13 protein-coding genes are annotated in these 13,824 nt (G+C 64.6%); 3 read left to right on the top strand and 10 right to left on the bottom strand.

Features of this window, described 5'->3' with window-relative positions:
• Positions 1 to 47 precede the first annotated feature (47 nt).
• The 4 genes from ACIBG0_RS09715 to ACIBG0_RS09700 all read right to left on the bottom strand — a co-directional run bounded on the left by ACIBG0_RS09715 (position 48) and on the right by ACIBG0_RS09700 (position 3,613).
• The gene (locus ACIBG0_RS09715; protein ID WP_397030955.1) at positions 48 to 788 is read right to left on the bottom strand and encodes a class I SAM-dependent methyltransferase; all 741 of its coding nucleotides are present in this window, start codon (positions 786 to 788) and stop codon (positions 48 to 50) included.
• A 49-nt stretch (positions 789 to 837) separates the two neighbouring features.
• Entirely contained in the window at positions 838 to 2,187 is a 1,350-nt protein-coding gene (locus ACIBG0_RS09710) for a wax ester/triacylglycerol synthase family O-acyltransferase (RefSeq protein WP_397030953.1), read from the bottom strand.
• Between the two features lie 140 nt (positions 2,188 to 2,327).
• Positions 2,328 to 2,978 (bottom strand): methyltransferase domain-containing protein, encoded by a 651-nt coding sequence (locus tag ACIBG0_RS09705; protein WP_397030950.1) that lies wholly within the window; start codon positions 2,976 to 2,978, stop codon positions 2,328 to 2,330.
• Positions 2,979 to 3,004: 26 nt separating this feature from the next.
• Entirely contained in the window at positions 3,005 to 3,613 is a 609-nt protein-coding gene (locus ACIBG0_RS09700; RefSeq protein ID WP_397030948.1) for a hypothetical protein, read from the bottom strand.
• Between the two features lie 55 nt (positions 3,614 to 3,668).
• Between ACIBG0_RS09700 and ACIBG0_RS09695 the strand changes: the two genes are divergently transcribed.
• Entirely contained in the window at positions 3,669 to 4,142 is a 474-nt protein-coding gene (locus tag ACIBG0_RS09695; RefSeq protein WP_397030946.1) for a MarR family winged helix-turn-helix transcriptional regulator, read from the top strand.
• A 6-nt stretch (positions 4,143 to 4,148) separates the two neighbouring features.
• Here the strand turns inward: ACIBG0_RS09695 and ACIBG0_RS09690 are convergent, their stop codons facing one another.
• The 5 genes from ACIBG0_RS09690 to ACIBG0_RS09670 all read right to left on the bottom strand — a co-directional run bounded on the left by ACIBG0_RS09690 (position 4,149) and on the right by ACIBG0_RS09670 (position 11,238).
• Positions 4,149 to 5,036, bottom strand: a complete 888-nt coding sequence (locus ACIBG0_RS09690; protein WP_397030944.1) for a DMT family transporter — start codon at positions 5,034 to 5,036, stop codon at positions 4,149 to 4,151.
• A gap of 138 nt (positions 5,037 to 5,174) precedes the next feature.
• Positions 5,175 to 6,833: a cutinase family protein gene (locus tag ACIBG0_RS09685; protein WP_397030942.1), complete on the bottom strand. Its 1,659-nt coding sequence runs from the start codon at positions 6,831 to 6,833 to the stop codon at positions 5,175 to 5,177.
• Between the two features lie 561 nt (positions 6,834 to 7,394).
• Positions 7,395 to 9,287, bottom strand: coding sequence for an alpha/beta fold hydrolase (locus ACIBG0_RS09680; protein ID WP_397030940.1), 1,893 nt, complete (start codon positions 9,285 to 9,287; stop codon positions 7,395 to 7,397).
• Positions 9,287 to 9,877 (bottom strand): TetR/AcrR family transcriptional regulator, encoded by a 591-nt coding sequence (locus ACIBG0_RS09675; protein ID WP_397030938.1) that lies wholly within the window; start codon positions 9,875 to 9,877, stop codon positions 9,287 to 9,289. Before ACIBG0_RS09675 ends, ACIBG0_RS09680 begins: the two co-directional genes overlap by 1 nt.
• A gap of 98 nt (positions 9,878 to 9,975) precedes the next feature.
• The gene (locus ACIBG0_RS09670) at positions 9,976 to 11,238 is read right to left on the bottom strand and encodes an MFS transporter (protein ID WP_397030936.1); all 1,263 of its coding nucleotides are present in this window, start codon (positions 11,236 to 11,238) and stop codon (positions 9,976 to 9,978) included.
• A gap of 112 nt (positions 11,239 to 11,350) precedes the next feature.
• Between ACIBG0_RS09670 and ACIBG0_RS09665 the strand changes: the two genes are divergently transcribed.
• Positions 11,351 to 12,298: a LysR family transcriptional regulator gene (locus ACIBG0_RS09665; protein WP_397030934.1), complete on the top strand. Its 948-nt coding sequence runs from the start codon at positions 11,351 to 11,353 to the stop codon at positions 12,296 to 12,298.
• On the opposite strand, the gene ACIBG0_RS09660 is transcribed toward ACIBG0_RS09665, so the two are convergent.
• Positions 12,274 to 13,158, bottom strand: a complete 885-nt coding sequence (locus tag ACIBG0_RS09660) for an alpha/beta fold hydrolase (protein WP_397030932.1) — start codon at positions 13,156 to 13,158, stop codon at positions 12,274 to 12,276. The two genes, ACIBG0_RS09665 and ACIBG0_RS09660, sit on opposite strands and share 25 nt — an antisense overlap.
• A 59-nt stretch (positions 13,159 to 13,217) precedes the next feature.
• Here ACIBG0_RS09660 and ACIBG0_RS09655 point away from each other — a divergent pair, with 59 nt between their 5' ends.
• Complete coding sequence (locus ACIBG0_RS09655) at positions 13,218 to 13,787, top strand: CGNR zinc finger domain-containing protein (RefSeq protein ID WP_397030930.1); 570 nt, start codon at positions 13,218 to 13,220, stop codon at positions 13,785 to 13,787.
• Positions 13,788 to 13,824: the final 37 nt, after the last annotated feature.

Here is a 13,824-nt window from a genome sequence, read left to right as displayed (position 1 = left end):
GTAACACGTTCTAGTTTTCCCGCGGTAGCCGTTCCTGTCGACTGAAATCACAGTTCCGCGGTGAGGAGCCGGTAGCCCAGGTCGAGGTCGGATTTATCGAGTAGCTCCGCATGCCGGGCAGCCCACGCATCGGTGGCGAGATCGTCGCGGAGTCGGTTCAGTCCGTCCTCCAGTAGCGCGGCCGGGGTCATCGCCAGCATCGACATGCCCGCGCGCACGGTTTCGTCCAGGTACGCCTCGGGTCGCCGCCAGTACGCGCCGCGGAACCCGTCTACGCAATCGTGCGGGACCGGGATCGGGATGATTGATACGTCGCCGAGGAGAGCGGTGAGGCGCGGGAGTGCGACGGCCAGGCGCGCATCGGTTTCGGCCGCGGCGGGCAGATAGCCACGGACCAGCCAGAATTCGCGGAAGACGGTGTGGTCCCAGGTGAGGATGATGATCCGGCGGCGGGCGATCCGCTTCAGTTCGGCGATGCCGCGATCGAGCTCGGTCCAGTGGTGCACGGTCAGGACGGCCAAGGCGGCATCGACCGCGTCTGTGCGGATCGGCAACTGCTCGGCGACCGCCTTGACCGCCGGTGCGGCAGTCGGTGGGCGTTGGGCGATCATTACCTGGCTCGGCTCGACCGCGATCACGGTGCCCGTCGGTTCGTAGGATCCGCTGCCGGCGCCGACATCGGCGATCGATGCCATGCCGCGCACCGCGTCATCGACAACTGCGGCGAAACGCGGATCCGGTTGCCGGGTCCGCGTATACGTCCGTCCGGTGTGGTCGTAAAGAGTCATGGTCGTCAGCTTCAGCCTTGGCTACTGGCGACGTAGACGATTCGCCGGTTCAGGAGGCAGCTTGCTCGAGTTCGGCCAGCGAATTCTCCAGGTGGTCGAGCAGGCTGTGCAGTCGCGGCACACTGCGGCGGCAGCCGACGAGCCCGAAGTCCAGACTGTCCACATTGGTGGTGAGGGTGATGTTGACGGCTTGGCCGTCGAACGGAATCGACATCGGGTACGAGGCGTCCAGACGGGCCCCGTTCCAGTACTGCGGTTCCTTCGGGCCCGGGACATTCGAGATGACGATATTGAACGGCGGATTCGTGAACGACAGCATGCCGGGCAGCAGAGTCAGGGCGAGCGGGCTGAGCATCAACCCGGATAGCGCCATGGTCTGGATGGGGGAAAGCGAGTTGTAGACCTCTTTGCTGCGGCGCATCGATTCGCTCACCACACGCAACCGTTCGATCGGATCGGCGATATCGGTGCCGAGATTGCACAGGATCGCGCCGACCTTGACGCCACCGACCTCGTCCTCATCGCCCCGCAGCGACACCGGAACCATGGCGATCAACGGCTTGTCGGGCAGGGCATGCTGTTCGATCAGATATGCGCGCAACGCACCGGCCGACATCGCCAGCACCACGTCGTTGACGGTCGTGCCGGTGGCCTTCTTGACCTGTTTGACGCGCTCCAGCGGCCAGGACCGGACCGCGCACCTCCGAGCGCCGCCGATCGGCACATTGAACATCGAGCGCGGCGCCTCGAACGGCATCGTCAACTGCTGCTGCACCAGTGCCGCCCGTGCCACCCGCAGCGCGGCGGGCCCGGAATTGACCGCCGACCGGAGATTTCGCGCGAGCCCGCCGAGCAGCGAGCCAGATGGTTCGCTCTTGCGAGGCGAACGGGGCAGGTTCCACGGCACGCGCGTTTCGGTCGCGGTTGGATCGTTGGTGAGCGTTCGCTGCAGCACTCGCTGCGCGGTGACGCCATCGATCAGCGCGTGATGCATCTTGGAGTACAACGCGAAGCGGCCGTCGTTCAGCCCCTCCACCACGTGGATCTCCCACAGCGGGCGGTGTCGATCGAGTAGAGCGCCGTGCAGGTGGGAGGCCAGTGCTAGCAGTTGATCGAAGCTACCCGGACTCGGCAGCGCCGATCGGCGCAGGTGATAGGCGAGTTCTACCTCCTCGGCCTGGGTCCACGCCAGCTGCGGCGCGCCGAGCCAGGTCGCCGGGCGCTTGCGGAAGGTGGGGTGGAATGCGTTGTCGGCCAACAACTTCTCATGAGTCAGCCGAGCGAAATCAGGCCCGGCATCCTCCGGTGCCTCGAACAGTTGTAGTGAACCGACATGCATCGGATGCTCGCGTGATTCGGCGAGCAGGAATACGGCATCGATCGGAGAAATGAGCTCCATGGTCTGTCGCCCCCTGACGACGGTGTGGTGCTGAGGTCTTGGTGATAGGAAACGACCACGATGTCGATAAGGGTTCGCACAGCCATCTCCCCTGTGCTGTCCCCAACCTTACTGAAGAGTACGGATTCGCGTTCGCCGAATCAGCGATCCTTGACCAGGAGCAGATAGGCCTGGCGGCCTCGCTCGCCGGGATCCGGTTCGCGGATCAACCGGGCGGTCGGCGTGAATCCGGCCTCTTCGGCCAGTGTGGCGAGCCGATCCGCTGACCATCGATAGGCGGTTATCACCTTGTGGTCGAATGGTTCTACATCCTGGACATCGGGTGCCTGGAAGAACGCGAGCAGTGCGCGCCCTCCTGACTCGAGTACCCGATGAAACTCCGCCAACACAGCGGGCATTCGTTCGGGCGGCAGATGGATGAACGAGTACCACACGAGAATTCCCGCGAGAGTGGCGTCATCGATATCGAGGTGTTCGAGGGAGCCCTCGTCGAATTCGAGTGTCGGATACTGTGCTCGGGCCAATCCGAGCAATTGGGGTGACAGGTCGATCCCGAAGGTATCGAGTCCGAGCCCGGCCAGGTGTGCGGTCAGTCGGCCCTCACCGCAACCGAGATCGGCCACCCGACCGCCGGCCCGCACCAGTTCCGCGAATGTGGCGAGCATGGCGCGATCGTATGGCTGGGTCGCGAGGTGATCCTTGACTAATTCGGCATAGCGGAGGGCGACATCGTCGTAGGCGGCACGAGTGTGCGCCACATCCGCTGGATCGGTTCGACTGTTCGCTGTCACCCGGACATCATGCCCTCCCGCGCCCCTCATCTAGTGGCGCCGCGACGTCGAGTTTCCTTGCCGAGCCCGGCGACAGGGATGCGGCGCAACAGAGTGTCGAGGTGCAGGGCGGTATCGCGGGTGCTGAGAATCGCAGCACCGCTTGCCACGACAAGGACACCGTACGAACACATTTCATCGAATCCCACCGAGGTCCACATGGCCGCCGCGAAGACGATCAACACCGCGGTGGCGGCGCGTGCGGTGAGTTTCGCGGCGACGCCGAAGATCAAGCCGATGGCCAGCAGGGTTTCCGTTCCGGTCGCGATGGCGGCGAGGGCAGGCACCGACCAATCCAAGATCTGTGGTGTGAGTGTGCGGGTGTATTCGGTGAACGCGGAGTAGTCGCCCCAGGAGACATCGTCCGCACCCGGCGCGCCGAGCAGTCCGAACCGGTCCGCGACCGAACCGGCGAACAATGCGCCCAACAGGATTCGAACTGTCGTATCGACGACCACGAATCGGCCAGCGGTCACCGCGAGCACTCCGATGCTCGCGAGCACCACCGCGGTGATCGACCCGACCGATCCGTCGGCGAAGGCCAGCCAGCCGAGTTCGATCAGCAGGGCCAGCAGTGCGAGGCCTACGGCAATCATGTGCACCATCCAAAAGTAGTAAGGTTCCTGACTAAAGTTACGAAGGAGTTCCGAAATGGTCAAGAGCCTGACTAATCCGTTGGCCGATCGGCCGCCGCCGCTCGGGAATCTGCTCGGCGCCGCGGCTCGAACGCTTGCGGCCGAACTGGATGCGGGTCTGGCGGCCGCCGGATTCACCGATCTGCGGGCCGCGCATGCGCCGGTATTCCAGGTGATCGATCCAGAAGGCACGCGGCTGATCGATCTCGCCGCGCGCGCGGGCATGACCAAACAAGCGATGGGTGAGCTCGTGCGACATCTGGATGCGCGCGGCTATGTCGAGGTGACGCCCGATCCGAGCGATCGACGGGCGCGGCTGGTTCGCCTCACACCGCAAGGCTGGTCCGTCGTCGAGGCGGGGCTCGAAGTGGTCGAGCGATTCGATGCACATCTCGACGCGATCATCGGTGCGGCCGAGGTGGATCGGCTGCGTGCGATGTTGCTGAAGATCATCAGCGGCGCCGGTCTGACCTTCAGTGCGGCCGACTGAGGGCGCTCAGGACTGGGTGACGGGTGCCGCCGCGGGTTCCTCGGCGGCGCGGGCACGGGCGGTGCCGAGAATCGAACCGAGAATGACCAGCGGGAAGCCGATGCCCATCCCGATAGTCAGCGGCTCGTCCAGCATGGTGACGCCGAGCAGGATGGCCACCGCTGGATTGATGTAGGTGATGACCGTGGCACGGGCCGGGCCGACCTCGCTGATCAGCGCGAAGAACACTAGGAATGCCGCGGCCGTGCAGATTACCGCCAGTCCCAGCACCGACCACGACGCGTCGGCGGTGAAATGGGTTGGCCGACGGAATGCGGCGAACGGTATGTAGATCACCGCCGCGAGAATCAACGATCCGGTGACCACGCCGAGTGGTGGCAGATCGGCGAGCGCGCGATTGATGATGATCGGGCCGACGGCGTAGCCGATTGTGGTCAGCCCGATGGCACCGATCGCGGCGGGCTCGGTCAGGTCGATATCGAAGCCGACCAGTGCCGCCACACCCGCGAATCCGATGATCAGGCCGATGGTCCGGCGGGCGTCGAAGCGATCGTGGCCGAGTTTGGTCACGATGACCACGGCGATCAGCGGAACGGCGGCGATCAGCAGCCCGACCGTCGAACTGTTCAGGGTGGTCTCCGCGTAGCCGATCAGAAACCATGGTCCGGTGATCTCGACCAAGGTGTACAGCAGCAGCGGACGCCAACGCCGGAACACCGGTGCGAGGGCTTTGGTGTAGAGCGCGATCGGCAGCAGGATCAGTGCGCCGAGGAAGGTTCGGCCGAATGCCACCACGATCGGGTCGAAATCCTCGACCGCTATCCGGATCATCGCGTAGGGCACACCCCAGATGACACCCATCGCCAAGAAGAGCACCCACCCGCGCTGCGTCATCGCTTCACCATCTCGCCCTGCTCGCTTCCGATCGAATCGGAGCCTATACGAATACATCCCATCACGGGATGGATGGCCGCAGGCCCGCGACGGCGCCAGCCGTGCGGGCCTGCGTGCGCTAGCCGCGATGGCGCCGGGTCAGGGCTGAGTCGACTTGGTGGTGGTCGGTGTCGCGGGTTGCGTTGTCGTGGTCGTTGGTTCGGTGGTGGTCGGCTTCGGGGGCTGAGTGGTCGTGGTGGTCGAAGCCGGTGGTGTCGTGATCGCCGGTGTGCTCATCGGCGGCGCGGTGGTCGTGGGCGCCGCACTGGTCGTCGGCTGGCCGCTGACTTCCGTCTTCGCCGGGGCGGCGGCGGTGGTCGTCGGTGCCGCGGTCGTGGTCTTGGTCGGTTCGGGCGCCTTGGTCGTCGAGGTCGCTGCCTGGTAGGCGGCGGCGAGATCGGCCGACTCCGGCTTGGCGGTCGTATCGACCGGCTGACCCGCCTGTGCCTGCTTCGCCAGATGGGTGAGCCAGGCGGCCGCGTACTCGGCCGATGTCAGCGGCTTGCCGTTGTTCGGGTCGGCATCGCGCCAGTAGTCGAAGTGATGACCACTCGCATTGGGGCCGAGCGTCTGCTGGTAGGGGTCGCTCAGAATCACCGGGATGGTGTTCTGATTGGTCACGATGAGACCGATGATCTCGTTGAACACCTTCTGCGGCAGGTAGGCCAATGGTGACATCTCATTGGCCGAGATCGACTCGGCCTTGGCCGGAGTCTTCGGCGTCTGCCCCGGCTTGTATTCCGGATCCGAAACCCTCAGCAGTACCTGGAGAAAGGTCTCATCGCTCTGCATCCAGTTCGGCTGCGACTGGATGTCCGCGAATGCCGCCAATGCGATCCGGCCGAGGACAACGGCGACGTCCTGTCCGGTCGCGGGGGTCAGCCCGTCGCGTTCGAGCGCGTCGACATTCAACTGCCGCCCCACATTCACCGCCAGTTGCAGCAGTGAAATGTTCTGCGGCGCCGAGCACGTGAGGTCGCCATCGGAGCAGAACGACGCGATCTTGCCGTTCAGCGCACCGAAGTCACCGCTGGTACCGGGTAGTGCGCCCTGGCCGGACGCGGTTTTCGTGCCGTTCTGATACTTCTGGTCGAAGCCATCTGGATTGCTGTACGGATCCTTCGCACCGGGGAACGGGCCGTCGCCTGCCGAGCGTCCGGCATCGGCGAGGATCACGACTCCGACGACATCGGCCGGATCGACAATGCCGTAGCCGCCATCTTGATCGGCGCTCTGATGTCCGATGGTCATGGCGACGCGGCGCACCACATCGGCGCCCTCGCTGTAGCCCACGATCGAGAACTTGGTGTCGGGGCAGGCCTGTGCGATTTCTCGCATCACCTGTTCGGTATTCGCGACACCCGCGTTGACGGCATCCTCGTAGCTGTCCATATTCGCCGGGTAGGCGATGTAAACAGCGGCATACGAGCCGGGATCGACATCATCGGCCGGTGCGTTGACCACCGGATCCACCCATTGGCTGTTGTAATCACCGGACAGCGCGGCGGGCAACTCTTCGCCATTGGCCCCGACCAGCAACTTCGTGGTGGCGGTATCCGGTGTGTCCCGACGCCCGGCAACCGAAATCGTCACCATGTCGTGGCACTCCGTAACCGATGCCCGCAGGCGGGTATCGACGGTTTCGTGCGTTGATGTCAGCGCCACCGAAGCGGCGACGATCGCCGCCACTCCCAGCGACGCGGGCGCCACGATTGCCGAAGCCATTCGATGGCGCGCGAAGAACTCCCGAAGAGCCATGTCCCGTTCCCCAATTTCATAACCGACAAGTGGACGGACAGGCCCCCCGACAGGCCGTGTGTCTTGAAGGACGTCGGGTTCGACGGCTGAATCGTTACCGCGGGCCGAGAAATGGTTACGCTCGAGTGGAGTTATCGTTGTGCAACGGCGCACTAGATATAGTTCCGCTAGCTAACGGCATGATCGATGTGTTGGCCCCGCAGGTGTCAGCGCCGATCGGTTCACTCATCGGGAAGCTGCAGTGAGCGATGCGCGTAGGACACAGGTGCCCGAGAATCGTCCGCCGGAATGGACGCCGCTGACGGCTGCAAGCCCGAAGCCTGGCCGATGTGGGGCGCCTATTCTTTGCCCGCTACGACATCGGCGCTGTACTGCGCGGTGAAATCCCGGCGTTCGAGCCGCGGCTGGGTTCCGCTTTCCGTACCCTGCCTGCTCTTCGTACTGCCCGGCTACACCTGCGTGTCCGCCGGGCCGGGCGCCGCCGCCCGGGCCGTCTCGGCCCGGCGTGCAGGCCCTGCACGGCTGGGCTGGACAGCAAGGCATCCGGTCGGTGTGGTTCCGCTATTTGCGCGCTGGACATCGACTGCCCTTGAATCGACGAGCTGACTCCGGCCATGGATCCGCGCTTTTCGGGAACCGCGGTGGCGCACCAGTGCTCCTTGCCCATGGCGTGACCATTCCGGCAATTGCACGCGCCAATTCGTCGGGATGTGTCAGTTGCGGATGATGAGCAGCTCCGCTGATTGTGCTGAATTCTGTTCGGGGCGATAGTGATTCGAGCAACGTTGGGCTGAGCGGGTCTTCGCTTCCGGTGATCACGTGGACCGGGCCGGGATATTGCGCGAGCTCGGCAGTGAGTTCACGGCGCCAACTTGCGTTCGTCGTCGCGGCGAACAGCGTGGCGATATTGCCCGCGACATTCGCGCGACGCAGATCCTGCACGCTCGATTCCAGCGCCAGTGCGTACTCGGGGGAGCCGGTTAGCTTGTCGGACAAGGCATTCGGGCTCAGTCGACGCAGATACCACCGCATCAGGGGTATGGCACGTGCCGAAAGCCCGGCGCTCGGCTGGAGAAAGAACGGCGCGACCAGAGTGATCGATCCGATCTTGTCCGGCCGCGCGGCCGCGGCCTCGACCACTGCGGCGGCGCCGATGGAGTGACCCACCAAGTGCGCGCCTGGTATTCGTTCGAGCAGCGCCTCGAGCCAGGCCTGCCAGTCACCTCGACCGCCCGGGGACATCCCGAGGCCGGGCAGGTCCACAATCTGGGCGTGACCGATGGCTGCCGCGACCGGAGCCCAGGTGTCGGCATTGACCGGCAGGCCGGGCAATATCACAGTGGACGCGTCGGGCTCGCCGATCCGGAATGTTCGGACACCGGCGTGGTCGTCGAAAGCCCTTGCGACACTGCTAGTTTGCGCATTTCCGAAGCGGTGCGCGGCGAGGTAATCGGCCCATCGCAGGATCGTGCGTGTGGTGTCGGGCAGGTCGAGGCCATGCTTGCGGGCGAATTGGTGTGCGGACTCGGTGGGATAGCGGTCGGTGGACAGGAAGGTCATGGTCTCCGGATCGGCCTTCGTCAGCCACTGCGGTAGCCGCTGAACCAGTGCGACCGGGATCAGTGTGCGTGGCACCGGCACTCGATAATGCCGACCGACCTGCGAAAGCAGAGTCGGCAGTGCGGGCGTTGCGTCGTCGAGCACCCAGTACGCCGCACCGGCTGTGCTGGGATCCATCGGAAGCAGAGTCATGAAGCGGGTCAGATAGTCGACCGCGATCACGGGCACGAAGGTGCGGGAGTCGCCCGGCAACGCCGCCACCGTACCTTGCCAGATCTCTTTCAAGCTCGCCGCGAGGCCCAGTTGCTGATCGGATTCACCGGTACTGCTGAGCCCGATGACGGTGGGCGGGTTGACGATCGACCACGGCACGCCGAGTTCATCGGCGACGGCCTGGAATACCGCATCGCTCTCCACCTTCGACGCCTCATAAGCGCCCAGACGGCGATGAGTTCGTTCCACCCGTTCCTGGCTCCACGGAACTGTGCTCGGGTCCTGACCGCCGACCCGGTAGCCGGAGACGTAGACAAGCCGGGACAGCTGAGGCAGCTGCGCGGCAAAGGAAACCACCGAGCGGACGCTGTCGACATTGCCGTGCCGTGCCTGGTCCTTCGTCATACCGAATCGGTACGCCCCGGCGCAGTTGTACACCTCGGTGACATCGGTCCACGCCGCATCTTCGCCCTGAGCAAGGGGATCGGCGTCGAAATCGACAATCAACTCCGCCGGAGCCGTCCGGCACCCGTGATCCGTCAACCATGCGGCCAGCCGCGCGAATGATTCGCGGCTGCGGACCGCGGCGGTGACGCGGATTCCGGCTTGGTCCAAGGTGAGGATCAGATTGCGGCCGATAAAACCGGTCGCTCCGAAGACGAGCGCATGCCGCGAAGTCATCAGACCACCGTCCCGGGCTGGTCGAGCAGACCCGCCAGCATCTGGGCCGTACTGCGCAACGGTTCCACGTCACGTTTGGCGCGTGCCACGATCACCGCTCCTTCGACCGCACTGACCGTCGCCGTCGCCAGTGTGCGCGCCGCCGACTCCGAATGTCCTGCCGCGACCAGATATTCACGCACCGGCTCGATCCACGACTCGAACGCCGCCGCACACGCGCCACGCAGGCGTTCGCTGTGCGCACCCATCTCCAACGTGACCACCGAAACCGGGCACCCGAGCTGAAAATCGCTGTCCGCGACCAACCCGGCCAGCACCTCCACAATCCGCCGAATCACCTCCCCGGGTGACGCCCCGGACCCCGCCATCTCAGCCAGCAAGGTCCGAAACCGCTCGGCCGCCAACTCGATCGCCTTCTCCCCGAGCTGTTCCTTCCCTTCCGGAAAGTGAAAGTACAGCGACCCTTTCGGTGCACCCGCGTGCTCAACGACCGTGTTCAACCCGGTACCGGCGTATCCCCGCGCCTGGATCAACTCCAGCATCGACTCCACCAACTGCCCACTCGTTTGAGCGCCCTTGGATGTAACCATGGCCTCAGAATAGACCGGTCTATAGATTTTGCAACCGTGCACAAGTCACTCCAGCCGCGGCGGCCGAACTAGCTACCTCGGACGTAGACGCCGTCGGGTCACGCTCGCGCGCTGTCGTTGGAGAGAACCGGCTCTTCATCCGACCGGACCTGCTCCCGCTCGGATTGTCGCGGCAGCAGCAATGGCGTGGCGAGCAGGAGAACCCCGGCCAAGCCGATAGCCACACGCGGGCTGGTGAGTTGTGCCAGCAACCCCCATGTGACGGTAATTGCGGCGATGCTGATGCTGCTGGTGATCGACCACGCCGCGAGGACCCGGGCGTGGCGATCGGCATCGGTGTTGTTCAACCGATAAGCGGCGAAGACGGCGTTGAAGATGCTTATGCAGATGATCAGCCCGAACTCGGTGACCATCACGATCGCAAGCCCGGCCAGGCCCGGGCGAATAAATGCCAGTCCGAGGGGCCAGCACGCACGCAATGTGCCGAACACCCGCAACACCGACTGTTCGCCGAAACGGGAAACGACGCGGCGGGCAAGTCGTGACCCGATCAGACCGCCGATACACGGAACAGCGAATGCCAGCCCGTACTCCCAGACCGGGAACCGCAAATGGGCGAGCATCAGCACCGACAACAGCGGCTCCCCGGCCATGATCAGCCCGTTGACCAGCATGGTGTTGGCGAAGAACCAACGCAGCGTGGGGTGGGCGAGGATGTAGCGCCACCCCTCGACGATGTCGCTCCAACGGCGGGCTCGGGCCTTCCGCAGGGGTGCGGGCTGTTCGGGTTCCCTGATCGCGAGGATGCCGAGCGCGGAGAGCAGGTAGCTCACCGCATCGACAACAACGGTGGCCACCGGCCCCAATAGCCCGATCGCGGCGCCACCGAGGGGCGGTCCGATAACCGTGGCCGACCAGGTGGTGGACTCGAAACGACTGGTTGCCGCCAACAGCCCGTTGGCGGGGACGATGGTCTTCAAGTAGGCGCCACTGGCAGCGGTGAACGCGATTTTCGCCGCGGCGGTGACTACGCAGACCGCCAAGAGTTGCGCGAAGGACAACCCCCTGAGGCAGTAGGCGAGCGGTATGGATGCCAGCGCCACGAAGCGGATCAGGTCCGTGGCGATCATGACCGGCCGCTTGGCGCGAAACTCCATCCACGGCCCGAGCGGAATCGCAAGCAGTGCCCCGATCGCGAGCCCGGATGCCGATAAGGTCGCCACTTGCGCCGAACTAGCGTTCAGAACGGTGATCGCGACAACCGAAAAGGCCCCGAACCCGAGCCCGGTCCCATAGGCGCTGACCGCGTAGGCGGCCCACAACCACCCGAACGCTCGACCCAGTTTCGCTCTCCGCCACATATTCGGCACTCCCTCTGTTGTCAGGGAGATTGAAGCCGGTCGACGGATGCTGACACCAACAACGAATCGAGCGGAGTGTCACAACTTTTCGTTGTGAGAGTAGCTTTTGCTCGTGGATTTGGATGCGGTTCGTACCTTCGTCGCGGTTGCCGAGACCGGCCAATTCCAAGCCGCTGCCGACGATCTGCGCATTACCCAGCAGGCCGCGTCGAAACGAGTAGCCACGCTCGAGCGAGAACTCGGAGTTCAGCTGTTCGCGCGGATCGCCAGAGGGGTTCGGCTGACCGTCGACGGGCAAGCGCTACTACCGCATGCACGTGAACTCATCCGTGCCGCCGAACGCGCCACCGCGGCCGTGACACCGGGGCGTCGGGCCCTTCGGATCGACGTGGTGGCCCGCAGGATTGCGCCCTCCACCATCCTTCATGCCTTCTACCAGCAAAATCCAGAGATCGAGCTCGATGTCGTCACCCTGACCAACTTCGACGCGGAGTCGGCGCTGGCCGAGATCAGTGCGGGCACCATCGACGCCACCTTCAGATCCCTACGACACCGCGAGGTCCCGAGCGGACTGCGGGCATCGCGCGTCATCGATGACCGACACGAACTGCTCATCGGCCCGCGGCATCCACTGGCGAACGCCAAGTCGGTGACGCCAGCCGAACTCACCGATCACCCCATCTGGATGCCGGGCATGTCCGACGCTGAACCGATCGGCTACTACAACGATCTGGCGACGGCGTTCGGACTCACCATCGACACGATCGGCCCGAGCTTCGGCATCGAAGCGCTCCTCGCCGAACTCGCGGATTCCACCCGACTCGCCACCTTCGTCGGTGCGGGCTCCCGATACCTCTGGCCGGAAAGCTACGAGCTGCGCCGAATCCCCGTCGTCGACCCGACCCCGGTCTACCCGCTCTCCGTGATCTGGCGAGCAGACAATCCACATCCCGTCCTCGCGAACTTCCTCGAGTACCTGCACACCAGATATAACGCGATATCCAGCGACGACATGTGGACCCCGGACTGGGCGCCCTATCCGAAGAAGTCGCGCAGGTGAGCAGCGACGAGCTCGGGCTGTTCCTCGGCGAGATAGTGGCCGCTGTCGGGGATCTCGATGGCGAGCACGTCGGTTGCGCGCTCGGCGAGGCCGTCGAGTATGTCGGTATGGCCCGAAAAGTACAGTGCGGCAATGGGTATCGTCAGTCCGGCATACTTTCGGCCGTCCTCGATGTCCTGGGCGAAGCTCTGATACCAGCCGTTGGCGGCGCGGATCGACTCGAGGCGGGAATAGGCGCGTGCGTACACCGCGCGGGATTGTTCGTCGATGGCATCGGGATTACGTAGATTTCGTTTGCACAGGTAGTCGACGAGGTGCCTGCCGCGACCGGCCAGGAGCTGTTCGGGTAGTTCGGCGACCTGATTGAATGCGAACCACCACCGTTGCCGGGCCCGTTCGTCGGGACCGGGCAGCAAGCGGAAATCGTAGAGTCGATCATCCGGATGCGGCTCCTCCAGCAGTGCCAGCCTGCGCACGGTCTCCGGATGGTTGGCCGCCAGGCTGAAGGCCACCATCGAGCCGATATCGTGTCCGGCCACGTCGACCGTCGAGTAGCCGAGATGTCGTACCAGTTGGTGGATGTCCTCGGCCATCGTCTTCTTGTCGTAACCGTCGGTGGGAGTGTCCGAGGAGCCCATACCGCGCAGGTCGACGGCGATGACCCGGTGCTGGCGTGCGAGCAACGGCATGATCTTGCGGGCCTGCCACCAGGTTTGCGGCCATCCCGGCAGGAGTACCACCGGCGAGCCAGCCCCTCCCGCGACATAGTGCAAGCGAATGCCGTTGACGTGGGCGTAGTGGCTGCGAAAGTCGCCCGAGAGTGACTGTGCCAGTTGCGCATCCGTGACGAGATCGATCATGTGAACCACTTTAACCAGTTCATTGCGAACCGGTCGAAGTAGTTCCATAGAATGGTGTCGTGCGTCGATTTCGTGAAGGATCCGGTCGAATCTGCCTCGACTACATCCGGACGTTGCGCCACCGCGACTCTCCCGCCGAGGTCGAGGAGTTGGCCGATCCAGTGGCGCTGGCGGCGTGGGTTACCCAATTCGGCCCCTGGGACCGGGTTACCGCCACATCTGATGTACGCGCCGTCGAGTCCGCGCGAACGTTGCGGGAGGCCATCTTTCGGGTGGTCGACCTGGCCCGCACGACCAAGGGGCCGGTGCACCCGTCCGACCGGGACCGCATCGTCATCAACAAGGCCGCGGGCAGGGAAGTGCCGATCCCGAGTCTCGACAAGCGCGGCGAAGTACAGTGGACCGCCCCCGACCCGATCGCGGCAGTCCTGGCGACAGTGGCCCGAGACGCGCTCGAACTGGTCACCTCACCGACCGCCGCCCGAATACGCCGATGCGAAGGCGAAAGCTGCCACGCCTATTTCGTCGACCTGTCCCGCCCAGGTAGCCGACGTTGGTGCTCGATGGATACCTGCGGCAATCGCGCCAAGAAGCGCAACCTGCGGGCCCGGGAGATGTCGGCGTATTGAGGGATCGGCCGGTCACCGATCCGCCACATCAGCGCCT

Source organism: Nocardia sp. NPDC050630, assembly GCF_044457245.1.
Taxonomy (GTDB): domain Bacteria; phylum Actinomycetota; class Actinomycetes; order Mycobacteriales; family Mycobacteriaceae; genus Nocardia.
The sequence above is the reverse complement of the archived record's forward strand: the minus strand, read 5'-3'. Positions and strand labels throughout refer to the sequence as shown.